Source organism: Streptomyces sp. B1I3, assembly GCF_030816615.1.
In the GTDB taxonomy this organism is placed as follows: Bacteria; Actinomycetota; Actinomycetes; order Streptomycetales; family Streptomycetaceae; genus Streptomyces.
This window is the reverse complement of the sequence record NZ_JAUSYD010000001.1, coordinates 1,980,880-2,006,209: the sequence shown is the minus strand read 5'-3', so window position 1 is coordinate 2,006,209 and position 25,330 is coordinate 1,980,880. Positions and strand designations below refer to the sequence as shown.

Sequence of the window (25,330 nt, the reverse complement as noted above, 5' to 3'; positions counted from 1 at the left end):
TCGTCCGGCCGGCGGTGAGCGGTGGCCGGAGGCCGCCCGCCCGCCGCCCCCTCGGTCAGCTCGGTGACGCGGCCGGCCGAACCGCCGCGGGTTCCAGCCGGACGACGACGGCCTTGGACGTCGGCTGGTTACTGCCCTCGGCCACACTGTCCAGTGGCACGAGGACGTTGGTCTCGGGGTAGTAGGCGGCGGCGGAACCGCGCACGGTCGGGTACGGGACCACCTCGAAGTCCTCGGCGCGACGCTCGGTGTCGTCGGCCCACACGCTGACCAGGTCGACGTGCGCGCCCTCCGCGAGACCGAGTTCGCGCACGTCCGAGGGGTTGACGAGGACCACCCGGCGGTTCCCGTGGATGCCGCGATAGCGGTCGTCGGACGTGTAGGGGACGGTGTTCCACTGGTCGTGGGAGCGCAGAGTCTGCAGCAGCAGGTGCCCCGCGGGGGTGTGCGGTGGCTCCCCGGCGTTACAGGTGAAGAGCGCCTTGCCCGAGGGAGTGGCGAACACCCCCTCGTTGACCGGGTTCGGCAGCTGGATGCCGCCGGGCCGCGTCACTCGCCGGTTGAAGTCGTGCAGCCCTGGCACGATGCGGGAGATCCGGTCACGGATCGTCCCGTAGTCCGCTTCGAACAGCTTCCAAGGGATGTCCGCCGCACCGTCGAGGGTGTGCCGGGCGAGCCGGCACAGGATGGCGACCTCGCTGAGCAGGAGCGGGGAAGCGGGCTTCAGGCGTCCGCGGGAGGTGTGCACCTCGCTCATCGAGTTCTCCACGGTGACGAACTGCTCCCCGCAGGCCTGCTGGTCCCGTTCGGTGCGGCCCAGGGTGGGCAGGATGAGCGCCGTCCGGCCGCAGACGGTGTGGGACCTGTTCAGCTTGGTCGAGATGTGGACGGTCATGCGGCACGTGCGCATGGCGTTCTCCGTGACCGTGCTGTCCGGAGCGGCCCGCACGAAGTTGCCGGCCAGGGCGAGGAAGAAGGCGACGCGGCCCTCGCGCATCGCCCTGATCGAGTTCACCGAGTCAAGTCCATGAGCGCGAGGCGGGTCGAAGGCGAACTCCTGCTGCAGCGCATCCAGGAAGGAGTCCGGCATCTGCTCCCAGATCCCCATCGTCCGGTCGCCCTGCACATTGCTGTGCCCACGCACCGGACAGACGCCGGCGCCTGCCTTGCCGAGGTTCCCGCGCAGCATCAGGAAGTTCACCATCTCCCGGATGGTGGGGACGGCGTGCTTGTGCTGCGTGATGCCCATCGCCCAGCAGACGATGACACGCCGGCTGGCGAGGACGTCGTCGCGGACCTTCTCGATCTCCTCGTGGGTGAGGCCGGTGGCCGTGAGGATGTCCTGCCGGCCGATGGTGCGGTTGTGCCGGGCGAAAGCCTCGAAGCCACTCGTGCTGGAGTGGATGAAGTCGTGGTCCAGCACCTCGCCCGGCCGCGCGTCCTCGGCCTCGAGCAGCAACTGGTTCAGCCCCTGGAAGAGGGCCAGGTCACCGCCGGGCCGGATGTGCAGGAACCGGTCGGCGATCCGGGTGCCGGAGCCGATGACCCCGCCCACCTGCTGCGGATTCCTGAACCGCAGCAGTCCGGCTTCGGGCAGCGGGTTCACCGCGATGACGCGGGCGCCGTTCCGCTTGGCCTCCTCCAGCGCCGATAGCTGGCGTGGGTGGTTGCTACCGGGATTCTGGCCCACCAGGAAGATCAGATCGGTGTGGTGCAGATCGTGCAGGCCGACCGTCCCCTTGCCCGTGCCGAGCGTCTCGTGCAGGGCGAGGCCGCTGGACTCGTGGCACATGTTGCTGCAGTCGGGCAGGTTGTTGGTGCCGAAGGCCCTGGCGAAGAGCTGCAGGAGGAACGCGGCCTCGTTGCCGGCCCGGCCCGAGGTGTAGAAGACCGCCTCGTCGGGGGAGCCGAGGGAGGTCAGCTCCGCCGCCATCAGCCCGAAGGCGTCCTTCCAGCTGATCGGCTCGTAGTGGTCGGAGCCGGGCCGCTTCACCATCGGCTCGGTGAGCCGCCCCTGCTGGTTCAGCCACATGTCGGAGCGCCGGCCCAGGTCGGAGACCGGGTGGCGGCGGAAGAAGCCGGCGGTCACCCGCCTCGTCGTCGCCTCGTCGTTGATGTGCTTGGCGCCGTTCTCGCAGTACTCGTTGCGGTGCCTCCGGCCGGGGGACGGATCCGGCCAGGCGCAGCCCGGACAGTCGATGCCGCCCACCTGGTTCATGTGCAGCAGCGTCACCCCCGCCGTCTGCGGCGACGTCTGTTCCAGGGAGTACTCGAGAGCGTGCGCGACCGCGGGCACTCCCGCTGCCCATTTCTTGGGCGGGGTCACCGTGAGCTCGTCGTTCGGCTCGTCGCTGGGCGGCTTCTTCACTGGGTTGCCTCTCACTGGCCCTGGTGGCGCACGCGGATCAGCCGACGGGCCAGCAGGGCACCCGGCTCCTGGGCGGTTCCGGTTCCGTGGGCCGTACGTGTCCGTTGCGGATGGTCCCCCGCCAGGCCCCGCTCTCTTCCCCCAGGCCCTCGACGAACTTCTTGAAGTGCCCGAGCTCGGACCGTACGACACGGCCGGTCGCCCAGGGGCTCGTGGTGAGCGTCCCCAAGGGGCCGCGTGGCGCGAACCGCATCCGCACGGTGACCGCGGTACTGCCGGCGGCGGTGGGGCGGAACGTCACGTCACCCTGACGGCAGGGGTGCCGCTCGAGACTCCGCCAGACCAGATGGGAGTCCGGCACCTGATCGGTCGTCTCGACCGCGTACTCGCGGCGGACCGGTCCGAAGCCGATGGTCCACACCGTGACGGTGGGCCTGATCTGGTCGACCCGCTTCACCATCGACATGAACCGCGGAAAGATCTTGAACTGGGTCCACTGGTTGTACGCGGTGCCCACCGGGACCGACACCTCGATCGTCTCCTCGACGGTACGCATGATCCACCTCGCCTCGGGACACTGCCCAGCCCAGTGTCATCGCCCCGGCGGAAGGCCGCCACACGGAGACGTTCGCAGGAGCGGACGCCCGGCGAGGGCGCCCCGTGCGCCCGTAGGCGGGACACCGTCGGAAGCAGAAGTGTCCCAGCCGTGTGTTTCCATATTCAAGGAAGCTGCATCGGACGGGTCGAGGGGTGCGCAGCGTGGCGATGGTGCGAAGGGCGACGGCACCCCCTGAGCAGGAGTCGGTGGCGGGATGCCACACCAGCGTGGTTTTCTCCGACGACCGGCAGTGGGCCGGGCATCTCGGCGCCTTCGTGCGCAGCGGACTGGCGAAGGGCCAACAGGTGCAGTATTTCGCCGACACCACCCCTCCCGAACGCGTGCTGCGCGCGCTCACCGATGCCGGCATCGACGCCGCGGGCGCCGTGACGAGCGGACAGCTGTCCGTTTCGGTGGCCGCGCAGACGTACCTGGCCGGTTCCGGGTTCGATCCGGACACGATGATCGGGCTGTGGCACGACGCGGTGGAAGGGGCCTGGGCCTCGGGATACCGAGGAGTACGGACGATCGGTGAGATGTCCTGGGGTGCGAGGGACGTCACCGGCGCCGACCGGCTGCTGGAGTACGAACTCCGCATACACCACGAGGTTCTCGAACGGCTGCCGCTGACGGCGTGGTGCTTCTACGACCGTCGCCTGATGGCGGACGAGTACGTGGGCGTCATGGCGAGTGCCCACCTGACGCACAGGGGGGAGCCGCACGTAGCCCCCCGCCTGCGGGTCGCTCCGCTGGCGGACCGGCCCGGCCTGCTGATGTCCGGGTCGGCCGGATACGACACACGCGACGCAGTCGCCGCCGCGGCTGCCGTCATCTCGAGCGGGACGGCGTCGCGGACGGACCTGGACCTCGCGGCCCTGCGCCACCTGGACGCGGCATCGCTGGCCGTGCTGACCGAAGCCGCAGCCGGGCGGCCGGGTGGCATGCCGCTGCTGGTCCGGCAGCCCCCTTCGCCCCTGCGGCGACTGCTGCAACTGTTTCCGGAGCTCGAATCAATGGTGGAGGTCGTGGACCGATGACGACCTACGAGCCGGCCTCGGCCGGTGTCGGCCGGCAGGCCGCCTTCCACCACCCGGCGCTGTTCTACGGCACCCAGGACGAGTACCTCGACGGAGTCGGGACGTTCGTCCAGGACGCCGTGAACCGCGAGCGTCCCGTACTGGTGGCTGTGCCCGGCCCGCGCCTTCAGCTTCTGCAGGACCTCGTCGACGACAACCGCGAGCACGTCACATGGGTGGACATGTACCGGGCGGGGCGCAATCCGGGACGCATCCTGTCGATGCTCCAGGAGTTCGCCGACCGTACGGAGGACGCGCACACCCACGTGTCGATCGTGGGAGAGCCGATCTGGATCGGGCGTACGCCGGCGGAGGCGTGGGAAGCGACTCGCCACGAAGCGCTGATCAACCTCGCCTTCACCGGGCGCCGGGTCAGCATTCTCTGTCCCTACGACACGGCGTTGCCCGCGGAGGTGCTGGCACAGGCCTACCGCACCCACCCGGTCGTCGGTGATCCCATGGCCTACAGCGTCAGCTCCCACTACACCGATCCCCACGACGTCTGTCGCGACTGCGACACCCCGCTGCCCGAGCCGCCGGACGCCGTCGTCGTCCCCTTCGGCGAGCAGGGCCTGGCGTCCGTGCGCGACGAGGCCGATCGCTGGGCCGCCGCCGCCGGTCTGTCACATGCCCGCCGCACGGACTGGCTCCTGGCCATCGGTGAGGCGACCAGCAACTCGGTGCGCCACGGCGGTGGCCGCGGGACTCTGCGCATGTGGTGTGCCGACGGGGAGCTCGTCGCGGAGATCAGCGACCAAGGGCTGCTGGCCGATCCCCTCACGGGCCGCCGTCGGCCCGATCCTCGGGCCGCGACCGGCGGCCGAGGCGTGTGGATCATGCATCAGCTGTGCGATCTGGTGGAGATCCGAGCGGCAGCGCGCGGTCTCGTCCTGCGACTCCACATGGGGAGGGAGTGAGCCGGGGGAGTCCCCGCAAGGTACCGAACCCTCCACGGCAGACGTTCACCGAGGTTCCGCCGCCCGGCGCAGAGCCGCGAGCAGTTCCCGGTTGCTCGCACCTTTGAGTACGTAGTCGGAGACGCCGGCGGCCATCATCTGCTCGACGGAACCCTTGTCGTCGTACGCGGAGAACGCCACGATCCGGGTGCCCGGTGAACACCGCCCCAGGTCCCTGGCGACCGTGTGGCCGCCGCCGGGGAAGCGGACGTCCAGGACCACGAGGTCCGGCCGGTGCCGGGATGCGAGCCGGAGCGCCTGCTCGCCGTCGCACGCGGTGCCCACGAGCTCCAGGTCGGGCTGCGCCCGCACGAGCTCGCTCATGCTTTCCAGCAGCAACACGTTGTCGTCGCACAGGAGCACGCTCAGAGGTGCGCCGCGGGGACCCTCCGGGACCGCCGCGGTCACGGTGCGTCGTCCGTCTGCGCCGTCGCCGCAAGCGGAAGAGGGTTCGGCACCCAGAACTCCACCGTCGTCCCCGTCCCGGGCCGGCTGTGCATGGACCACCATCCTCCTGCCGTCTCGGCTCTCTCCCGCATCTCGATGACGCCGAAGTGCTCGTGGGTTCCGTCCTTGGACATCGGTGCACCCGTTCCGTCGTCCGCGACGCGCGTCAGGAGGCCCCCGTCCGCCGACTCGATCCGGACGTCGACCCTGCTCCCGCGTGCGTGCTTGTACACGTTCAGCAACGCCTCCTGGACGATGCGGAAGACCGTGATGGCCGTCTCGGGCGTGGGCTCGCGGTCCAGCTGGTGTCCGAACGAGTAGGCCATCCCCCAGGAGGTGCCCACGACGTCCTCCAAGTGGCTGGAGAGCGCTTCGACCAGGCCGTGCCTGTCGATCCCGGGCGGATGCAGCCGGAAGGTCAGGCTGCGCAGGCGGCCGATGGCTTCGCGCACCGATGCGTCCAGACGCTGCAGTTCCGCGGAGTACGGCTCCGGTACCCGCTCCGCCAGCAGTTCGAGCCGCATCCCGACAGCGACCATGGCCTGGATGGAGTCGTCGTGTACGTCCCATGCGATGCGGCGCCGTTCCGTCTCCTGCGCCTGGACCAGATGATCGAACAACCGTCGTCGCTCGCTGAGGGCATGTTGTGCTGCCCGCCGCTCGGACATGTCGCGGGTGACCTTGCCGAACCCCTGCAGTACGCCCTTGTCGTCCCACAAGGCGGTGATGACCACGTTCGCCCAGAACCGGGAGCCGTCCTTGCGGACGCGCCAACCCTCGTCCTCGAGTCTGCCTTCGGCCACGGCGGTCTCCAGCTCCCACTGCGGTTTGCCCGAGGACTGGTCCTCGGGCGGGTAGAAGACCGAGAAGTGCTGTCCGACGATGTCCGTGGCGCTGTATCCCTTGATCCGTTGCGCGCCCGCGTTCCAGCTGATGATGTAGCCCTGCGGATCGAGCATGAAGATGCCGTAGTCCAGCACTCCCTGGACCAGCAGGGTGAAGGCCGCTTCGGACAACGGAGCAGCCTGCTTGCGCAGCCTCGGCGGCTGTCCTGGCTCCGGTGTCACGTGAGGAGCCCTTCCCGTCGCGCGATCGTCACGGCTTCCAGCTGGGAACGCGCTCCCAGTTTTTCCAGCACCCGCTGGACGTGGTTGCGCCCCGTGTTGAGGGCGACCCCCAGCTGATCACTGATCTCCGCGGTGGTGCGGCCTTCCCCCAGCAGGTGAAGCGCCTCCCGTTCCCGCGGCGTCAGGTTCGTGCCGAGCCCCGGCGTCCTGCCGGTCAGCCGCCCCAGCACGTCGCCCAGGAAGTCCTGGCCGAACACCACATCACCCGCTGCCACCCTGCGCACGGCGTCCTCCAGTTCGCGCAGACCGCTGGCCTTCAGGATCAGGCCGGCTCCGCCGCTCTCCGCGACGCGTGCGGCTACCGACCCGCTGCCCTCGCCCGCCAGGATGAGTACGCGCACGCCCGGCACGAGCGCCAGCAGATCGCCGATGGCGTTCACCCCGTCACCGTCCGGCAGGCGCCGGTCCATCAGTACGACATCCGGCGTATGTCGCTCCGTGTCGGCCAGCGCCGATGCCACCGACGCCGCGCGCCCCACGATCTGCAGATCGGGTGAGCGCTCCAGGGCAAGGCAGATCGCCTCGGCCACCATGTCGTGGTCCTCGACCAACAGGATCCTGACCGGTCGACTGGGCGGGGAAGAGGAAGGCATCGGTGCATCCTTGCAGGTGGCGGACCGCACGATCATGCCAGAAGGTCCGGGAGCGGTGAGTCCGCGGTGGCCGCCGCCTCTGTGCCGAGGAGGATGGTGACCGTGCCCGGGGCGCGGCGAGCAGGCTCCGCGTTCGCCGGCGTGTTCGTCCCGGTGAAGAGGCCGGCCGCCCCGATCAGGGAGAGCAGCCGCTCCAGCTGCGGTCCGACCCCTTCCACGACGAACTCCACGCCTGCCCGGAGAACGGACGAGCGTGCCCTGAGCAACGCGCTCAGGCCGGCGCAGTCGCAGAAGGAGACACCGGTCAGATCGAGGCAGAGACCCGTCGGCCGCTCTTCGAGGGAAGCCGTGACCGCCTCCCGGACGTAGGAAGCGGTGTCCAGGTCGAGTTCGCCGGCGAGAGTCACTCGCGCGACGCCCGAATGAACCACGGCATGCGATGTGAACGGGTAGACGGTCACAGCGTCCCGCACCTCTCCGTGCTCACGTACTGCCGTGTCCGGGCAGTACGGTTCCGCGGCCCCTTTCCGTGGAGGGGCCCCTCGTTGCCAGCTTCCGCATCACTAGCCTCGTAGTGCGAGGACATCAGTGTCGGTCTAGTGAATCTGCACTAGGCGCGGAAGTCAACACGCGTCAATGCAGGCTGACGGCACGGGGAGCGTGAGCAGGAGCCGAGCGGTCCCGGGGACCTCGGTCCGGCCGGCCGGCTGCGTGCTGTTCCTCCTCGGCCGGGGCTCCCCCGGCGGGCACCGACGGAAGGCCGGGGGTCAGCCGACGGGCACCCGTCCGGCATGTCCGGATGGGTGCCCGCGTCGCTGCTGTGACCTATACAGCTGTGACCTGCTGTGACGTACGTGACTGTGGATTCAGTGCGCCCGGACGACCGCGCGGACACTGTCGATGCTCCCGCAGTCGGCCCGCAGGTGCTTCTCCCGGTCGCGGAGGAAGACCGCACCGAGTTCGGCGCGGCGCGCGTCCGGCACGTTCTCCCGGGCGCCGTTGAGGATCGTGCGTTCCTCCTCGTCGATGTGGTGCGTGACGGCCGTCGCGAGCTCCTCCAGCTTCTCGTCCCACTCGTCGGAGCCGACCTCGTCCACTTCCATGAGGGCGAGGAGCGCCTCGTTGCCCTCATGGTGCTCCTCCTCCCCGTGCTCGACTTCCTCGTTGTCCACGTTCCGGAACCGCTTGAGCGCGGGGTACACCTCGGCCTCCTCCGCCTCCCCGTGGGCGATCAGAAGCGCGGCGAAGTCCCGGAGAGCTGCCTCCCGGTCCTCCTCGACACTCCGCATCCTCCGCAGCTGCTCCTCCATGGTGCGATGGTCCTCGAGAATCACGGCCACCACGTCACGCGCTTCGGACACCACAAGCTCCTCTCCTCGTACGGTGTACCGCTGCTACCCCAGGGAGGCGCAAACAAGCGAGGACGGTCAGGCCGGGGCCGACGGAGCTCGGGATCCCGCCACGTCGTGCGGTCGTCAGGAGGGACGTGGATCCGATCGGCAGGAAGGACCTTCGGCGCCTTCCTGCCCGCCCCGGGCCTCCGGCCGGAGGCCCGGGGGAAGAGGCCCGGGAGAAGCCCCTACGAGATCCCAGGGAGATCCCTCCCAAGGGTGATGCCGTCGTCTCAGTCGTGGACCAGACGGCGTAGCGCGCGCCGGGCCAGCGGCGCGTACGCCACCACGACCAGGGTGGGGCCGTCGATGCACAGCTCGGTCTCCGTGGCAGCCGGGGTGCGGGTCCGGACGGCGTGCCACAGGCGCATCCGAACCGGGCCCGCCCGGACCCGCCACCGCCAGGTGCGGGCCTGATGGTCGACGGCCTCGACGACGAAGGCGACGCGTGGCCCCACCACGGGCACCACCCGGCCGCGCATGCCCGCTCGCAGCTCGGCCTCCGCCTCCACGGCCCGGATCTGCGGAGCCCACAGGGGCCAGGCCGCCGTCCGTACGTACCGCTGCCAGACCGTCTCCGCGCTTGCCGCGCCCACGGCGCGCACCGTTCTTCTCACCTGCCCACCATGCTCACGGGACGGCGGTGCCCGCATGCGCGCAGGTTTCTCGGCCGGGTCCGCCGAGGAACAGCGGCCGTGTCCGGGAGGAGTTGGCGGGCGGTCGCCTCGCCGAGCGGCCGGTCCTGCACTTCGGGCCGGAAGGTGCCAAATGGTTGTGGGCGTGGGCGTGGGCGTGGGCGTGGGGTGGGGCGGGAGGCTTGCTCGGAGTACCATCCGTGCGAGGTTTTCCGGTCGGCGCCCACCAACATGGCTTTTGTGCACACGCTTCGGGACTACGGCGCCCGGCATCGACCCTTCGAACGGTAGTCCCCGCAGTGGCGCAGTCGTATGAGGCATCCGCGCAGAGGGGAGAGGGGAATGACTGTGGGGAAAAGCTGGTCCCGCGTGATGAGTCTCCTTGAGCAGCACGCCCCGGCCGAACACGCGGATCTGCCTGGGCCCGCTACGGAACAGATGCTCGCGGCCGCCGAGAAAAGGATGGGTATCCCCCTCCCTCAGGATCTGCGGGCGTGGCTGCTGCAGAACAATCTGGATCGCCCTGAGGAAGATGTGGACGACGACGTGGCATGTTGCGGCTTCGCCGGGTTCCCCGATGAGGGCAGCTTCTTTCTGGGCATCCGGGCGATGGAGAACCTCTATGCGAACCGCTCCAGGCCCGGTGGATTCGACCCTCCGGACCAGCCGGATAATCCGTTCTGGCGTAATGAGTGGATCCCGTTCCTGTCGGACCTGGACGGCTGGACGGGAATGTTCATCGACGCGCGGGACGGGCGTATCGGCAGTTGGTTCGTGGGTGAGATCACGAAAACGGGCGAGTACGAATCACTGGCTCACTATTTCGACTCCGTGGCGGAGATGCTGACGAGGATCGCCGAGGGAAACCATCCGGTCTGCGAGGTCGACGAAGGGCGACTCGTCTGGTCATGACGCAAAGCGCCTCGGTTGTTCCGGGGGGTACGTTTCCTTGAGCATTCGCAGCGTGGCCACCGATGGGGGCGCCGTAGGCGGTGACCTGCTGTGATGGGCGTGTGATGGACGCTGGCCGGCGCGAATGACCTTTCGGCTCTCTCACGCTCGTGCCGGTTGATGAGCATGGAAGTCCCAGAAAAGTTCCAGGGGGGACTCCCACTGCTGACGGGCGTCTTTCGCATCTATATGGCAGTACTGGCGCTCAGCCGATGCCTTGCGGGATCGAAGGGCCCTGATGACGCTCCGCTCGGCTCGTCGTAGAGACCGCCCATCGCCTGTCTGATCGGCCCGGTCGCCGGCGGGATCGAAAGACCCGGACCTTGAAGAAGCCCTGGGCGTGATCCTTGAAGAGATCGAGGCACGAGCGGGGGAGGGCGCTCGGCGCAGGCAGGATGAACAGCAGGCCAGGGCCGAACGTGAAGTCCGCTGGCAGGTGGTCATGGACGTAGCTGGGGCACAGGCTGTTCGCGAACAACTTTCCCAGGTACTTCGTGAACAGGCCGGGAGCTGGCCAGAGGCCGCTGTGCTCAGTGCGTACCGCACGGCATTGGAACGCCGTATCGGCGAGTTGGAAGGTGCTGTGGACGAGGCGGCTCTGGACTCGGCCCGACGCCGGCTGCAATGGGCAAGGGGGTACGTGAGGTCGATCGACCCCTTGAGGAGGCTCGCAGAGATGCCGCACACACGGACCCACGCCGGAGGAACTCAAGCCATACCTCAGGGGATGGAGCCCTCACGGACCGGAGCGGCGAGACCGACTGCGGGGCTTCACGTGTTGCCGATGACTTCCCACGTCGGGTGCGTGGCGATGCCGGAACCTGCAACAAAGGGCGCCTGACCGGATCTTCGGAGCTTGACGATGTGCAAGCCCTGTCTCCACGTAAGCAACAGGTCGAGCGGGCGGCATAGCTGCGGGAGCGGCCCGACCTGGCCTTCACCCGTCGGCAGGGCCGGCGACAGTGACCGTTTCCGGTCGGGGCGGGCATGCTTGACGCTCGATCGTGGTGCTACCCGGCCCCTGGGCTTCCGGAAGCTCGCAGTCAGGGACGAGAGGCCCTGGCCGTGGAGTCATGAATACTGCACTATTGACTCTGCGGAGGCATTTGGCCCCGCAGACTGCGCGACCGACATTCGCTGGGAGCGGTCCATGCCGGACAGCGGTTCACGCAGTGCTGAGAATCCGATCCGGGTTTTCCTTCTCGACGATCACGAAGTGGTCCGACGGGGTGTACGTGATCTTCTCGGTGACGAACCCGACATCAGCGTCGTAGGGGAAGCGGGGACTGCGGAACAGGCGCTGATGCGAGTCCCCGCTCTGCGCCCGGACGTGGCGGTGCTCGACGTACGGCTTCCCGACGGCAACGGCGTGGATGTCTGTCGCGAACTGCGCTCGCGCATGCCTGACCTTGCTTGCCTGATGCTGACGTCCTTCGACGACGAGGAAGCCCTGTTGGACGCCGTCATGGCCGGGGCGTCCGGGTATGTGCTCAAGCTGATCCAGGGTGGTGACCTTGTGGCTGCGGTGCGTACGGTGGGATCCGGCCGGTCCATGCTGGACCCCAGCGCCGCCGCCCGGTTGATGTCGCGGCTACGGGGTGACGACCGCGTGAAGTCCGAAGGGGATGCGCTGTACGGTCTCACCGACCGGGAACGTGACGTCCTCGCGCTGATCGGCGAGGGCCTGACCAACCGTGAGATCGGTTTGCGGCTCTATCTCGCCGAGAAGACGGTCAAGAATCACATTTCTCGCCTCTTGGCGAAGCTCGGGGTGGAACGACGGGTGCAGGCAGCTGTCATAGCTGCCCAGGTACCCAGGGGGGCGGATGGCGAGGTACGCCACGGCGAGAGCCGACCCAGAGAGGCTTAGCCATGGCGGGGGCCGAGCGGTACCGCTGACCTGTCGGTTCTCTCGTCCCGTAGCCGAGCAGCCTTTGAGCGCTTTCGGGGCCCCGCAGTCCCGATGATGAGTTTTCTACCGCAGCCCGAGGAGTGTTTTCGGTGTCGCACACCCAGGACGGCTGCACGCAGGATGACCTGAAGGACTGCGCGGAGCGACTCGCCCTCCTACAGCATCGGCTGGACGCGGCGCACAGCACCCGTGACCGGGTCCAGGACCTGATGGAAGTGGTGATGTCCGTCGGCCGCGACCTGGATCTGGAACAGGTACTGCGGCACGTGGTGAAGGCGGCTACGACGTTGGTCCGGGCGCGGTACGGCGCGCTCGGTGTCATCGGACCCGATCACGAGAAACTCGTCCAGTTCCTGACCGTCGGTATGGACGACGAGGATGTCGCCTCGATCGGGTCGTCGCCGTCGGGCCACGGCATTCTTGGCGAGCTGATCGCGCACCCTGAACCCCTCCGTCTGGGGAAGCTCTCGGAGCACGAATCCTCGTACGGATTTCCCGCGGGTCATCCCCCGATGGACAGCTTTCTGGGAGTGCCGATCCGGATACGCGGCCAGGTATTCGGCAACCTGTACCTCACAGAGAAGCTGGGCGGCGCCCAGTTCGATGCCGAGGACGAGTCGATCCTGACCACGCTCGCCGTGGCGGCCGGGGTGGCCATCGACAATGCTCGTCTGTACGAGAGGTCACAGCAGAGGGAATTGTGGGTTCAGGCGACGGCCGAGGTCACGCACAGTCTGCTCTCCGGGAGCCCGCGCGCCGCGGTGCTCGCTCTCATCGCCGACCGGGCGCGTGAGATCGCCGGTGCGGACCTGGTCGTGGTGGCGTTGCCCACGGCCGAGCGGGATTACTTCGTCGTGGAACTGGCCAGCGGGCTGGAGGCCGAAACCTTCCAAGGCCCGCGCCCCGTGATGACCGGCGGATTGATCGGTAAGGCGTTCGCCCGGGCCGTAGCAGTCACCAGTGAGGACGCGGACGCCCTGTGGGTCGCGGCAGACCCGGCCTGGCCGGTCGATCTCGGGCCGGCCGTGGCGGTCCCCATCGGCACCGGCACCGGAGTACGCGGTGTTCTGCTGCTTGTCCGCACCGAGGGGAGTGAGCCCTTCACCGCCGAGGAGACCAGCCCCGTCCTCGGTTTCGCCGGTACGGCCGCTGTGGCCATGGAGCTGGCCGAACGTCGTAGGGACGCCGAGCAGATGGTGCTCCTGGAGGAACGTGACCGTATCGCCCGGGACCTGCACGACCTGGCGATTCAACGGCTGTTCGCGACGGGGATGACGTTGCAGAGTGCCGGGCGCTTCATCGACCATCCCGAGGCGTCGGAACGGGTGGAGCGCGCGGTCGACGACCTGGACGAAACCATCAAGATCATCCGATCCACGATCTTCGGTCTCCGATCGGACGTGAGCGGAGATGGCGAGAGTCTGCGGGCCCGTACCGTGCGGGCCGTCGCCGGCGCGGCCGCGGCCCTCGGCTTCTCGCCGTCTCTGCGCAAGGAGGGCCTGCTCGACACGCAGGTCTCCCGGCCCGTCGCCGACCATGTCCTGGCCGTCCTCGGTGAGAGCCTGACGAACGTCGCCCGCCACGCACATGCGACGCGGGTGGACGTCATCCTTCAGACCGACGGCCGTCAGGTGACCCTGACCGTCGCCGACAACGGCGTCGGAATCGGCGCGGGCAGCCGCCGCAGCGGCCTGCGGAACCTGACGGACCGTGCCGAAGAATGCGGCGGCACAATGGAGCTGTCCTCACCGGAGGGGGGCGGAACACTCCTGGTGTGGCGTGTTCCCGCGCTGGGATGTTAGGGACCGGAGTCCCGTCCCGCCCCCTCGAGGAGGAGCGGACCGGCGGCAGGCGGGTGACCAGCGTGTGCCAGATGTCCGGGCACGTCCTGCGCTCCACCACGGCCCGATATGTGAGCCGGTCACTGCAGTTCGGGCGCCGTGACGGTGGACGAGAAATGGGTGTCGCGCGCAGCGATCCGGCGGCCGGTGATCCGGGTGGGCACGACCGTGATCCACAGGCTGCGGTCGCCGCCTGCCCACGGCAGGGAGAGCGCCTTCTCGTCGAGCAGACTGACCTGGACGATGTCGGTGACCGCTCGTGCCACGCCCACCAGTAGGACGCTCCAGCCCTGGCTGAGGGCGTCGTCCATGCGGTCCACCTCGAAGGCGATCCGGTTTCCCGCGGCTGCCGCGGGTGGGGCGTTCGGGGCTGTGCGGAAGGCGATCGCGCTTTCCAGGAAGGTGTAGTTGACCGGCAGGATGAGGGGCCCTTCGGGTGTGGAGATGCCCACCCGCCCGACGCCGTGCGTGCCCAGCAGCCGACGGCACTCTCCGGCACCCAGCTCGGTGAACTGCGGATGGTGGGCCGCCCTCCCCCTTCCCGGCGGGAGGGCGGCGCTGCCTCCCGTCAGTTCGGCCACCGTTGTCTCCAGTGCGTTGGCGAGGCAGATCATGAACCCGGCGCTCGGTGAGGTGACCGGTTGTTCTTCCAAGTAGCTGATGTACCCGGCCGCCGAGCGGCATCGCGCTGCGACTTCCTGGTGAGAGAGTCCGAGTTGCTCTCGACGCATGGTGAGGCGTCGGCCCAGGTCTCCTTGCCGGAGGTGGGACGCGGTGGAGGGGGGACCGAGTGCTGATGTGTGCGGCATGGGGCAGCCTGCCTTTCGTTGGCATGAGGCGCTGCTTCGGTGAGGTGGAGCGATGTATCTTCCCCGTGCGGCATTCGAGTTGGCGTCGGCCGTTCGGGTTCGCGCGAGATGGCGCCTGGTCAGGCGTGAGGTACTACGGCGACCGCCGTCTTGGAGTGGTGCAGCACCGCGTGCGCGACGGAACCGATGTGGATGCCGGGGGCCGACCCGCGCTCCCTGCGGCCCACGACGAGAAGACCGGCATCGTGCGATGCTTCCACGAGGTCGTGTGCGGGTTGGCCCGGCCGGCATCGCTCGGTGACGCGGACGGTGGGGAACTTCTCCCGCCAGGGCGCGAGAGCGTCCGTCAGGGACTCGTTCGTCAACGTGTCCAGTTCGGTCCGGACTGTCAGCATCGCTCCTGTCGGATCGCCGGTGTACAAGGGCGGCAGCCGCCAGCTGTGCAGCGCCCGCAACGCGATACCGTGCCGCTCCGCGTGGGCGAAAGCGAACTCCAGCACGGCGTCGCACGGCTGGGAGGTGTCCACACCGACGACGACGTCGCCGGACGTCTGCCACTCCCGTGCGGACGAAGTGTCCTCCGCACGCACGAGGACGACCGGTGTGGTGCTGCGGGCGATGACCGCCAGCGAGACGGAGCCGAGGAGGAAGCCCGTAAGCCGGCCAAGCCCTCGCGAGCCGAGTACGAGGAGTTCCTGGTCCTTCGCCGCCGTGCAGAGGACATCGGCCGGCTTGCCGAGAACGTCGTCGGTTGCCACTTCGAGGCGCGGATGGCGAGCTCGGAGGGCCTCGACCGCCAACTGCGGACTGCCGTAGGGCCAATCGGCCCTCGCGGATCCGGCGAGCGAGGCGCTCATCGCCGGTGAGGCTTCCCGGACGTGGAGCAGCCGAAGCGGCAGCCCTCGCAGCGATGCCTCACCGGCGGCCCATTCCACTGCCGCCAGACTCTCGCGCGAATTGTCGGCGCCTGCGGTCACGGTACAGGGCATGCAAGCCTCCTGTTGAGGGGTCGTTTACGGGATGCCCCCACTCTCCCTCGGCCATGAGGCCGCTCAGCAGGGGCCGTTGGTCCCATGGACGCCCCCGAACGGCCCCGGCTGTCACTGCCGGTCAACTCGGCCAGGCCCCTGACCACGAGGTCGGCGCCGTGGTGCAGTAGCGCGCCGTCGGTGCCCGGGCCCGCGGTGCGGTCCACACCGACTACGAGGCCGAAACCGCCGCGATGCCCTGCCTCGATCCCCAGGGCATCCTCGATCACGGCGATGCGCTCGACGGGGGTCGTGAGCCTGCGCGCCGCTTCCCGCGTGGATTCCGGCGGAGTCGGTGATGACGCCGTCGGTGTCGCATACGACGGCTGTCGCGTCCTGCAGGGTGGGCGGACGCGGACGGCCCCGAGCGGACACGCGAACGAGGTGGTGACGCGAGGACCCCGGGGGCGCTGACGGCAGGCGTCGGCATCGGCTCAGAGGAGCCAGCGGTTCTCGCGTACGAGGGGGAGGCGAGCCCATGCCTGGCCCAGGCCCCAGGCGCGCCCGGCGAGTGCCACGGCGAGCAGGACGAGGACGGCGGCGTAGAGCACGTGGTAGTCGATGATCGGATTCGTCGACATGCTGGGCGAACCGTCGGACAGGTGCCGGGCCGGAGGCCATTCCGCCGCCCACATCAGCGCCATCATGGCCGTGCCGGCGAGTGCGGCAGGCCGTAGCGCGATCCCGCCCAGCAGCGCCCCGCCGATGCCCAGCAGTCCCAGCATGAAGGCCCAGTCCGCCCAGGTGTCGCCGGCCCAGGCATGGAAGGTGCTCTCCATCGGTCCGGCCGAGACGCCGCTCAGGAAGCCCATGGTCGGTGAGCCGCCGTCCACCCACCCCTTACCGGATCCGGTCGCGTAGCCCCAGCCGAAAGCCTTGTCGAAGAACGCCCACAGGAAGGTGAACGCAGTGAGGATGCGGAGCACAGCGGCGGTACGCAGGAGAGTGATGCCGGTCGTTTCGTCGCGGGGGGCCGTTCCGCCGGCGGCCGCTCGCTCCGCCGTGCCTCTGTGTGAGGCAGAGGAGTGGGTCCCTGTGACGGGGCGGGGGTTCTGTTGCAGCGCCATGGTTTCTCGCCCTCGCTCATGCCACGCGTGAATGCGTGTGCCCGTCCAGGCTGTCCGCCGGGGCAGGCGCTGGCACCGGTCCTGTCGGTCCTCGAACGGTGCCGAAGGTCCCTGCTTGGCGAGCCGGTTGGGAGACGGCCGAAGGGTGGCCCCCAACCGGCTCGCCCCCCTCTCCGGTCGGTGTGGTCCGGACCCGGTCCCTTTCGGTGGAGCGGATCGTGTGCGGTCCGCGCCGGGCGGGAGCCCGCGGAGCGCGGTACTCCGTAGGTCGGTAAGACGCCGACGGCCGGTTCGGGCATGTGGCACCACGGCTGCCGGGCACCGGGCGTGATGCACGGCAGCCTGGGTCACAGGCCCGGTGCGCGGTCGTGACCGGAGCCGGTCGCGCCCGCCTCGTGCTCCGCGGCCACCTCGGAGTCGACCACGGCCCCGGATACCGCCGCCGCGATCGGCGAGGAGCAGTAGCCATGGAGGACAGGCAGGGGGCGTTTCGTGGCCGGGCCGACTCGAAGGCGACGGCCTCGTCGCAGGGTGTGCCAGGTCGATCCCCCCGAGCACGATGTTCCGGTACGGGGTCTCCGTCGAGCTGCGGCTCTCCGCGTCCAACTGGTGCGCGTCTTCGCCCAGTTCTCCTGCTCCTACGAGGACGACCGGGATGGTGGACCGGGTGGTGAGGTACAGCGCGATCGATCCCGCGAGGTAGCCGGCGGACCCGCCGCGACTCCTCGGTCCGAGGACCAGGAGTGCCCCGTCGGCCGACGCATCGAGGACCGACGCATCGAGGAGCACGCTCGGAGCGAACCCTTCTCCGGGGTGTTCCTCAACAGAAAGGTGCGATACAGGGCGTGTGGACGCTCATCTGAACAGATCGAGGTCGTGGCTCAACGAGTTCAAGCCTCGCAGCGGCAGCCGCGACGAAAGAGGGGTCGCCCGGCTCCCGCACAGGGCCGACCGGCCCCTCTCCTCCCGCTCGCCGATGCGACAACGATGGCGAACAGCCCGAGGCCGCCGCCGACGGTCACCACGGCTGGAAGTTTCGGCGGGGCGACGCTTGTCGCCGTGCGGCGGCTGTTGAGACACCGGCGTGCGGAACGTAGGGCCGGCTCGGCTCGGTCTCAGTCAAGGAGCCAGATATGCCCACCCTTGTCCGGTCGGACGACCACTACCTCGACGACGCCGCACTCGCGTCCTTGGACGCGCACTGGAGGGCTGCGAACTATCTGGCCGTCGGCCAGATCTACCTGATGTCCAACCCGCTGCTCGATCAGCCGCTGCGGCCCGAGCACATCAAGCCGCGCCTGCTGGGACACTGGGGAACCTCACCCGGCCTGAACCTGGTGTACACCCACCTCAACCGCGCAGCGCGAGAACGCGACCAGGACTCTGTCTGCATCTGGGGGCCCGGCCACGGCGGTCCGGCCGTCCTGGCGAATTCCTGGATCGAGGGCACGTACTCCGAGACCTATCCCGATGTCGGCCGGGACGCCGACGGCATGGCCCGGCTCTTCGGCCAGTTCTCCTTCCCCGGCGGCGTGCCCAGCCACGTGGCGCCGGAGACGCCGGGCTCCATCCACGAGGGGGGCGAGCTCGGGTACTCCCTGGCCCATGCCTACGGTGCGGCCCTGGACAATCCGGATCTCCTCGTCGCGTGTGTGATCGGTGACGGTGAGGCGGAGACCGGGCCACTGGCGGCCTCGTGGCACTCCAACAAGTTCCTCGACCCCCTCCACGACGGAGCCGTCCTGCCGATCCTGCACCTCAACGGCTACAAGATCGCCAACCCGACCGTGCTAGCACGTCTGCCCCGGGAGGAACTCGACGCCTTCCTGCGCGGCGTGGGGCATGACCCCCTCCACGTCGAGGGCGACGACCCGCTGCAGGTGCACAGCGCCATGGCGCACGCGATGGACATCGCGCTCGACCGGATCGAAACCGCCCAGCACAAGGCCCGCGAGGAAGGCGTGACCGGACGCATCCGCTGGCCGATGATCGTCCTGCGGACACCCAAGGGGTGGACCGGACCGGCCGAGGTCGACGGTCTGCCGGTCGAGGGAACGTGGCGCGCCCACCAGGTCCCGCTGACCGGCGTGCGTGAGAACCCCGACCACCTGCGCCAGTTGGAGCAGTGGCTGCGCTCGTACCGGCCCGAGGAGCTCTTCGACTCGGCCGGGCGGCCGGTGGAGGCCGTGCTGGAGTGCGTGCCCGCCGGTGCACGGCGGCTGGGCGCGAGCCCGCACACCAACGGAGGACTGCTCGTCCGCGACCTGCCGATCCCGCCGCTGGAACGGTACGCAGTCGTCGTCGACAAACCCGGCACCACCCTGCACGAGCCCACCCGCATCCTGGGTGATCTGCTCGAAGGGGTGATGGAGCACACTGCGCAGCGGCGTGATTTCCGGCTGGTGGGACCGGACGAGACCGCTTCCAACCGGCTCCAGGCCGTGTACGGGGCGACCGGCAAGGCATGGCAGGCACAGACCCTGGAGACCGACGAGTACCTGGACCCGCACGGCCGGGTGATGGAGATCCTCTCGGAACACACCTGCCAGGGGTGGCTGGAGGGCTATCTCCTCACCGGCCGGCACGGTCTCTTCTCCTGCTACGAGGCGTTCGTCCACATCGTCGACTCCATGGTCAACCAGCACATCAAGTGGTTGCGTACCTCCCGCCGCCTGCCCTGGAGGCGTCCCATCGCCTCGCTGAACTACCTGCTCACCTCACATGTGTGGCGGCAGGACAGCAACGGCTTCTCCCACCAGGACCCCGGTTTCATCGATCACGTCCTCAACAAGTCCCCTGAGGTCGTACGGGTGTATCTGCCGCCGGACGCCAACACGCTGCTGGCCGTGGCGGACCATGTGCTGCGCTCCCGTGACTACGTCAACGTCGTCGTGGCCGGTAAGCAGCCCTGTTTCGACTGGCTGACACTCGAGGAGGCCCGGGGCCACTGCGCCCGCGGTGCGGGAATCTGGGACTGGGCCGGCAGCGGAAACCACACCGGAGAGCCCGACGTCGTACTCGGGTGCGCGGGGGACGTACCCACCCTGGAAGTGATGGCCGCCGTCCAGCTCCTGCGGCGTGACCTGCCCGACCTCGCCGTCCGGGTCGTCAATGTGGTCGACCTCGCCCGTCTGCTGCCGGGGGAGGAGCACCCGCACGGCATGACGGACGCGGACTTCGACGCCCTGTTCACACCCGACAAGCCCGTCATCTTCGCCTACCACGGCTACCCGTGGCTCATCCACCGCCTCACCTACCGGCGCACCGGACACGCGAACCTGCACGTGCGTGGATACAAGGAGGAGGGCACCACGACCACTCCCTTCGACATGGTGGTGCGCAACGACCTGGACCGCTACCGGCTGGTCATGGATGTCATCGACCGTGTCCCGGGCCTCGCCGTCCGCGCGGCCACGATCCGCCAGGAGATGGCGGACGTCCGCCTGCGCCACCACGCCTGGATCCGCGAACACGGTACCGATCTCCCCGAGGTCAGCGACTGGACCTGGGCCGGCTGAGGCCCGGAAACCGACGAGGACGCGGATTCCGCGTCCCCGCCCGTCGCCAGGGGACACCGCACCACGTCACGGAACCGTGACGCCGAACCAGAGCAGCCGGAGCCGCCATGCCCGTATCGTCCGGTCTTCGCCCCGAACCGACCCGTGAAGAGGGCCTGAGCCGGGAGCAGGCAGCCGGGCTCCTGGCCGAGTACGGCCCCAACGCGCTCGCCCCGCCCCCCGCGATCTCCCTGTGGTCCCGGGTCTTTGCGCAGCTCCGCGACCCGCTGGTCGTCGTGCTGCTGGCCGCGGTGGCACTCACTCTCGCCACCGCGGACTACGCCGACGCGGTCATCATCGGCGTGGTCGTCCTGTTCAACACCACTGTCGGGGTGGTGCAGGAGGTCCGCGCCGACAACGCGGTCGCAGCCCTGTCAGCCATGACCGCCCCGACCGCGCGTGTCCTGCGCGACGGCACGGAGCAGGAGGTCGCCTCCGCCGATGTCGTACCGGGTGACGCCCTGGTGCTGGGGGAGGGCGACATCGTGTCGGCGGACGGCATCCTCCTGCAGGCCGCAGCACTCCTGGTCGACGAGTCGACCCTGACCGGCGAATCGGTACCGGCCGACAAAGAGGCCCACGGCCCGGACCCCGAAGCGGCACGGCTGCGGGCCGGAACCGTGGTGGTGCGCGGCCGGGCGCTGGCCACGGTCACCACGACCGGATCACACAGCGCGCTAGGGGTGATCGCGGCCTCGCTGCATCCCCGGCAGCAGATGACTCCCCTGCAGAAGCGTCTGGCCGGCCTCGGCAAGGTGCTGGCCCTCGTCACCGTCGGACTGTGTCTCCTGGTCCTGGCCCTCGGACTGCTACGGGGTCAGTCGCTGGAACTCATGGCCCTCACCGCGATCAGCCTTGTCGTCGCCGCCGTCCCGGAGTCACTGCCCGCGGTGGTCACGCTGGGTCTTGCCCTGGGCGCACGGCGGATGGCCACCCGCAACGCGGTGGTACGCCGTCTCTCCGCCGTCGAGACCCTGGGGTCGGTCACCGTCCTGGCCACCGACAAGACCGGCACCCTCACCGAGGGCCGCATGCTCCTCGAACGTGTCTGGACCCCTCACGGCACCGTCGCCGTCTCCGGGAGTGGGTACGAACCGGTGGGTGAGTTCCTGGACACCGGGCTTCCGGCCGGGCCGGGTCTGACCGACGCCGTACGCGAAGTCCTCGTGGCGGCCGCGTTGTGCAACGACGCCTCCCTCGTCCCGCCCGCCGATGCGGACGCGCCGTGGGCCGCCCTCGGTGACCCGACGGAAGCCGCCCTGCTCACGGGCGCCGCGAAGGCCGGTTGTGCCCGCGAGGGTCTCGTCCTCACCCGGCCCCGGGTCGGGGAGATCCCCTTCGACAGCCTTCGCAAGCGCATGACCACCCTCCACAGCACACCGAGAGGAACGATCGAGATCTACCTCAAGGGGGCGCCGGAGACGGTGCTGGACGCGTCGCTGCTCGCAGAGGAGCCCGACCTGCTGGAACAGGCGCGCACGGAGGCGGCCGCGTTGTCCGCCCAGGGCTACCGTGTCCTGGCCGTGGCCGCGGGGTCCCGCACCGGACTGCCCGAGCCCGCCGGGGCGAGTGAGAACGGTCTGAGACTGCTCGGTCTGGCAGCCATCAGCGATCCACCCAAGGAGGCCGCCGAGGCGACCGTGCGAGCCTGCCGGCGTGCGGGCATCGCGTCCGTCCTCATCACCGGCGACCACCCGGCGACCGCCCGCGCGATCGCGGTACGCGTCGGCATCCTGCGGGACGACGAAGCCGAGCGGCCGGGTTCGGTGGTGACCGGCCAGGAACTGGCGGCGGGTCAGGTCCCCGACGTCACCCGCGTCAGGGTCTTCGCCCGGACCACGCCTCAGCAGAAGCTGGACATCGTTCAGGCGTGGCAGGCACGCGGTGAGGTCACCGCGATGACCGGCGACGGTGTCAACGACGGCCCCGCACTGCGCCAGGCCGACATCGGCGTGGCCATGGGCCGCCGGGGCACCGAAGTCGCCCGCCAGGCCGCCGACCTGGTCCTTGCCGACGACGAGCTGACCTCCGTCGTCGCGGCCGTGGAGGAGGGGCGCCGGGTCTACGCCAACATCCGCCGCTTCCTCCTCTACGCACTGGCCGGCGGCGCGGCGGAGATCATGATCATGTTGCTGGGCCCGCTGTTCGGCCTCGCGCTGCCCCTGCGTGCCGGGCAGATCCTGTGGATCAACCTCCTCACGCACGGCTTGACCGGGGTGGCCATGGGAGCCGAACCTGCCTCCCCCGACGCGATGCACCATCCGCCCCGCCGACCGAATCAGCATGTCCTCGGCGACGGCCTGTGGCAGCGTGTCCTGAGGCTGTCGATCCTCGTCACGGCTGTCTGCCTCGGCGTGGCCCTGTGGGCCCGCCACACCGGCGGGCCCTGGCAGACCGTGCTGTTCCTGTCCCTGCTGGCCGCCCAGCTCGGAGTCGCGATGGGACTGCGCGAGCGGGTTCTCACCCGCAGGAACCTCTCCCTCCCGGTCGCCGTGCTGACCGCGGCCGCCCTGGGTGCCGCCGCCGCGTACGTCCCCTTCCTCGCGCATCTCCTGGACACCACGGCCCCGTCCTGGCCGGACGTCGGCATCGCCGCGGCGGCCGGCATCGTCGCCTTCCTCGCGGCTCGTACGGAGAGCCGCCCGGCGAAAAGCACAGGCGCCTCCTCGAAGCCGACTGCCACGCCCCGCCCGGACCACACTCCAGTCCGGTAATACCTCCACAGGACAGGACGCAAGACGGTCCATCCCGGCAACTGGGGCCGGGTGCTGCTCCACGCCCAGGCGGGGCCGCAGCCCGGCAGCCGCTCCTCCGACCGCAGCGACGATCGCGCCTTACGCCGCAACCTGAGACCGGTACGAGGCCCCATCGGGCAGCACAACCAGGGCCGCTCAGGCCCACACAAGGGACGATCGGCCCCAGTGCCGGACGCCGGCCCCGTGTGAAGCTCACGTCATCACGTCCGCCGGGGCCTCCGCCTCAGCGGCAGCATCGGGAGGCAACATGTCCGGCACCATCACCGTAGGACTGGACGGGACCGACCACGCTTCGGCGGCGGCGGACTGGGCGGCGGAGGAGGCGGAGCGCCGGGGGTCGGCCCTGCGACTGGTCCACGCCTGGGTCTGGCACCCCATCGACGTGGTGTACGTCGGAGACCGGGCGGCCGACGAGCGTTGGGTGCGCAACATGCTCGACGAGGCCCGGTCCCGCGTGGCCAAGCGTCATCCGGCCCTGGACGTCACCACCGAGCTTCTCGTCGGCGACCCGGTGCCCGCCCTCCTCGCCGAAGCCGCACGCGCCGACATGCTGGTGCTGGGATCACGCGGATACGGCACCTTGGCCGGATACCTGCTCGGTTCCGTATCGATGAAGGTGCTGCGCCAGGCAGCCGGGCCGGTCGTCATGGTCGGGGAACCGAATTCCGGCACGCCCCAGCAGGCCCCGGAAGTGGTGGTCGGCGTGGAACCTGGACAGATCGGGGACCCGCTCCTGGAGTTCGCCTTCTCCGCCGCGGCCGGACGCGGAGCGGCCCTGCGTGCCGTACACGCCTGGAACATCCCGACGGCCCTCGCCTGGAGCCCGGGCTCGCTGTATCTGGTCGACGAGGCGAACGCTCTGGAGCAGATCAACAGGGAGGTCCTGGCCGACACCCTCGAGCCTTGGCGCAACAAGTACCCGCAGTTGGAGGTCATCGAGCACTTCGAGATCGGCTCGGCGTCCGAGGTACTGCTGTCCAACAGTGCCCGTGCCGGCCTCGTGGTCGTCGGTCGGCGCAGCCACGAGGCGGGCCTGCGGCGCCTCGGTCCGGTCACCCACGCCGTTCTGCACCACGCCACAGCTCCTGTGGCGGTCGTGCCTCACGACTCCCCCCGCAGGTAAGGCGGCCGCCCGCACCGCCTCGCCGTGCGGCGACGCTCGTCACCGCCGGCACCCTCCAGCACCGCATCGAGCAGGTGGCCACCGCCGCACTCGCTCAGCTCTGAGCCCCGGTCTCACCGGCCACATCCCCCCTCGCTGAACCCACGCCCACCCCTGGGCCTGGTTCGCCATGCCCCGAGCAGCACCAACACGCCTACAGAACCGGCTGGTTGCTGCTCGGGGTCCCACCACCCGAACAGAAGAGACACGCCCCGAATGGTCACCCCGGACCTGCGCCAGGTGGCAAGCCCCGCCGTACGGGACCTGCTCCACCTGGTCAATCACCCCGGCTTCGACCGTGCACAGCAGCAGATCGAACGCCTCGGCGGCTGCGCCGAACCCGTCCGCCTGACCGGGCAGACCACCACCGTCGACACCACGACCGGCGAGGTGCTGCGTACCTACAACACGTCGGACGAGCCGACGGGCAGCCTGCTCACCACGTGCGGCAACCGCCGCGCCTCCCGCTGCCCGGCCTGCTCCCGCCTCTACGCAGCCGGGCTTGTGGGGGTGTTCGTTCGCGCGCACCGGCTCGCCCCTCAGCCGGCGAAGCGGGCTGTGGCCCCCTGAACGTCTCGGTCGACGCCATACGGCTCAGGGAATCAGGAGCGTCTTGATGATGCCGTCCTGCTGTCCTGGAAGGTCTTGTACGCCTCGGAGCCTTCTCCGAGCGGCAGGTGGTGCGTCGCGAACGTGTCGACGCCCAACGGGTCGTCGGTCAGCAACGGCACATTGTCGTCCACCTAGCGTTTGACGTTGGCCCTACCCATCCTGAGCTGGATCTGCTTGTCGACATGGTCAGCATCGGCAGCGGGCCGGCCGCACCACCGTTCATGCCACCACACTCGCTGCGGTAGCCTGGGAGGCTGCCATCGCGGCGTCTCCGGCGGGCGCCCAAGAAGCAGCGACTGCCCTGGGAATGTCCCGCGCCCGTACCTCACCTGCCACTTCGAGGCACTCCGCACCTTTTCCAGCAGGCGGCTGAACGGCGGCTCAACGTCGTCCTGTGGTGGACTGAGCCCCGCCTGGGGCACGACGAGGGTCCAGACTCCGTGG

The 25,330-nt window shown here is 69.5% G+C and carries 19 protein-coding genes and 2 pseudogenes; 9 read left to right on the top strand and 12 right to left on the bottom strand.

The features are described 5' to 3' along the window. Window positions 1-55: 55 nt before the first annotated feature. Entirely contained in the window at window positions 56-2,368 is a 2,313-nt protein-coding gene (locus QFZ58_RS09135) for an FdhF/YdeP family oxidoreductase (RefSeq protein ID WP_307124419.1), read from the bottom strand. 37 nt (window positions 2,369-2,405) lie between these two features. Continuing rightward, window positions 2,406-2,924, bottom strand: coding sequence for an SRPBCC family protein (locus tag QFZ58_RS09130; protein ID WP_307124418.1), 519 nt, complete (start codon window positions 2,922-2,924; stop codon window positions 2,406-2,408). A gap of 209 nt (window positions 2,925-3,133) precedes the next feature. Between QFZ58_RS09130 and QFZ58_RS09125 the strand changes: the two genes are divergently transcribed. Next, window positions 3,134-4,003 (top strand): MEDS domain-containing protein, encoded by an 870-nt coding sequence (locus QFZ58_RS09125; RefSeq protein ID WP_307128808.1) that lies wholly within the window; start codon window positions 3,134-3,136, stop codon window positions 4,001-4,003. Next, window positions 4,000-4,959, top strand: coding sequence for a sensor histidine kinase (locus QFZ58_RS09120; RefSeq protein WP_307124417.1), 960 nt, complete (start codon window positions 4,000-4,002; stop codon window positions 4,957-4,959). The genes QFZ58_RS09125 and QFZ58_RS09120 overlap by 4 nt, the downstream gene beginning before the upstream one ends. Window positions 4,960-5,004: 45 nt before the next feature. Here QFZ58_RS09120 and QFZ58_RS09115 read toward each other — a convergent pair whose 3' ends face one another. From QFZ58_RS09115 to QFZ58_RS09090, 6 genes are all read right to left on the bottom strand, one after another. After that, on the bottom strand, window positions 5,005-5,406 hold the full coding sequence (locus QFZ58_RS09115; RefSeq protein ID WP_307124416.1) for a response regulator transcription factor: 402 nt from the start codon (window positions 5,404-5,406) through the stop codon (window positions 5,005-5,007). Further along, a complete protein-coding gene (locus tag QFZ58_RS09110) occupies window positions 5,403-6,512 on the bottom strand; it encodes a PAS domain S-box protein (protein ID WP_307124415.1) in 1,110 nt (369 codons plus the stop codon). Before QFZ58_RS09110 ends, QFZ58_RS09115 begins: the two co-directional genes overlap by 4 nt. Then, the gene (locus tag QFZ58_RS09105; protein ID WP_307124414.1) at window positions 6,509-7,165 is read right to left on the bottom strand and encodes a response regulator; all 657 of its coding nucleotides are present in this window, start codon (window positions 7,163-7,165) and stop codon (window positions 6,509-6,511) included. Before QFZ58_RS09105 ends, QFZ58_RS09110 begins: the two co-directional genes overlap by 4 nt. A gap of 32 nt (window positions 7,166-7,197) precedes the next feature. Further along, window positions 7,198-7,596, bottom strand: a complete 399-nt coding sequence (locus QFZ58_RS09100) for an STAS domain-containing protein (protein ID WP_307128807.1) — start codon at window positions 7,594-7,596, stop codon at window positions 7,198-7,200. 435 nt (window positions 7,597-8,031) lie between these two features. Next, the gene (locus tag QFZ58_RS09095) at window positions 8,032-8,526 is read right to left on the bottom strand and encodes a hemerythrin domain-containing protein (RefSeq protein ID WP_307124413.1); all 495 of its coding nucleotides are present in this window, start codon (window positions 8,524-8,526) and stop codon (window positions 8,032-8,034) included. Window positions 8,527-8,789: 263 nt separating this feature from the next. Beyond that, the gene (locus QFZ58_RS09090) at window positions 8,790-9,152 is read right to left on the bottom strand and encodes an SRPBCC family protein (RefSeq protein ID WP_307124412.1); all 363 of its coding nucleotides are present in this window, start codon (window positions 9,150-9,152) and stop codon (window positions 8,790-8,792) included. 381 nt (window positions 9,153-9,533) lie between these two features. Here QFZ58_RS09090 and QFZ58_RS09085 point away from each other — a divergent pair, with 381 nt between their 5' ends. The 3 genes from QFZ58_RS09085 to QFZ58_RS09075 all read left to right on the top strand — a co-directional run bounded on the left by QFZ58_RS09085 (window position 9,534) and on the right by QFZ58_RS09075 (window position 13,856). Next, a complete protein-coding gene (locus tag QFZ58_RS09085) occupies window positions 9,534-10,103 on the top strand; it encodes an SMI1/KNR4 family protein (RefSeq protein WP_307124411.1) in 570 nt (189 codons plus the stop codon). A gap of 1,189 nt (window positions 10,104-11,292) precedes the next feature. Next, window positions 11,293-12,012 (top strand): response regulator transcription factor, encoded by a 720-nt coding sequence (locus QFZ58_RS09080; RefSeq protein WP_307124410.1) that lies wholly within the window; start codon window positions 11,293-11,295, stop codon window positions 12,010-12,012. A gap of 131 nt (window positions 12,013-12,143) precedes the next feature. Then, complete coding sequence (locus tag QFZ58_RS09075; RefSeq protein ID WP_373428536.1) at window positions 12,144-13,856, top strand: GAF domain-containing protein; 1,713 nt, start codon at window positions 12,144-12,146, stop codon at window positions 13,854-13,856. Window positions 13,857-13,975: 119 nt separating this feature from the next. Here QFZ58_RS09075 and QFZ58_RS09070 read toward each other — a convergent pair whose 3' ends face one another. The 3 genes from QFZ58_RS09070 to QFZ58_RS09055 form a co-directional block, all read right to left on the bottom strand. Continuing rightward, window positions 13,976-14,704, bottom strand: a complete 729-nt coding sequence (locus QFZ58_RS09070; protein ID WP_307124409.1) for a pyridoxamine 5'-phosphate oxidase family protein — start codon at window positions 14,702-14,704, stop codon at window positions 13,976-13,978. Between the two features lie 119 nt (window positions 14,705-14,823). Continuing rightward, window positions 14,824-15,693: a universal stress protein gene (locus QFZ58_RS09065; protein ID WP_307124408.1), complete on the bottom strand. Its 870-nt coding sequence runs from the start codon at window positions 15,691-15,693 to the stop codon at window positions 14,824-14,826. A gap of 473 nt (window positions 15,694-16,166) precedes the next feature. Then, window positions 16,167-16,799: a hypothetical protein gene (locus tag QFZ58_RS09055; RefSeq protein ID WP_307124407.1), complete on the bottom strand. Its 633-nt coding sequence runs from the start codon at window positions 16,797-16,799 to the stop codon at window positions 16,167-16,169. Between the two features lie 1,133 nt (window positions 16,800-17,932). On the opposite strand from QFZ58_RS09055, the gene QFZ58_RS09050 reads away from it, so the two are divergent. From QFZ58_RS09050 to QFZ58_RS09035, 4 genes and pseudogenes are all read left to right on the top strand, one after another. After that, a complete protein-coding gene (locus QFZ58_RS09050; RefSeq protein ID WP_307124406.1) occupies window positions 17,933-20,317 on the top strand; it encodes a phosphoketolase in 2,385 nt (794 codons plus the stop codon). A gap of 107 nt (window positions 20,318-20,424) precedes the next feature. Then, window positions 20,425-23,070 (top strand): cation-translocating P-type ATPase, encoded by a 2,646-nt coding sequence (locus tag QFZ58_RS09045; RefSeq protein ID WP_307124405.1) that lies wholly within the window; start codon window positions 20,425-20,427, stop codon window positions 23,068-23,070. 289 nt (window positions 23,071-23,359) lie between these two features. Next, window positions 23,360-24,235: a universal stress protein gene (locus tag QFZ58_RS09040; RefSeq protein WP_307124404.1), complete on the top strand. Its 876-nt coding sequence runs from the start codon at window positions 23,360-23,362 to the stop codon at window positions 24,233-24,235. A 255-nt stretch (window positions 24,236-24,490) separates the two neighbouring features. Beyond that, a pseudogene (locus QFZ58_RS09035) lies at window positions 24,491-24,772 on the top strand (replication initiator); the annotation flags it as partial. Between the two features lie 96 nt (window positions 24,773-24,868). Here the strand turns inward: QFZ58_RS09035 and QFZ58_RS09030 are convergent. Continuing rightward, window positions 24,869-25,112 (bottom strand): annotated as a pseudogene (locus QFZ58_RS09030) (glutathione-dependent formaldehyde dehydrogenase); the annotation flags it as partial. Between the last annotated feature and the right edge of the window lie 218 nt (window positions 25,113-25,330).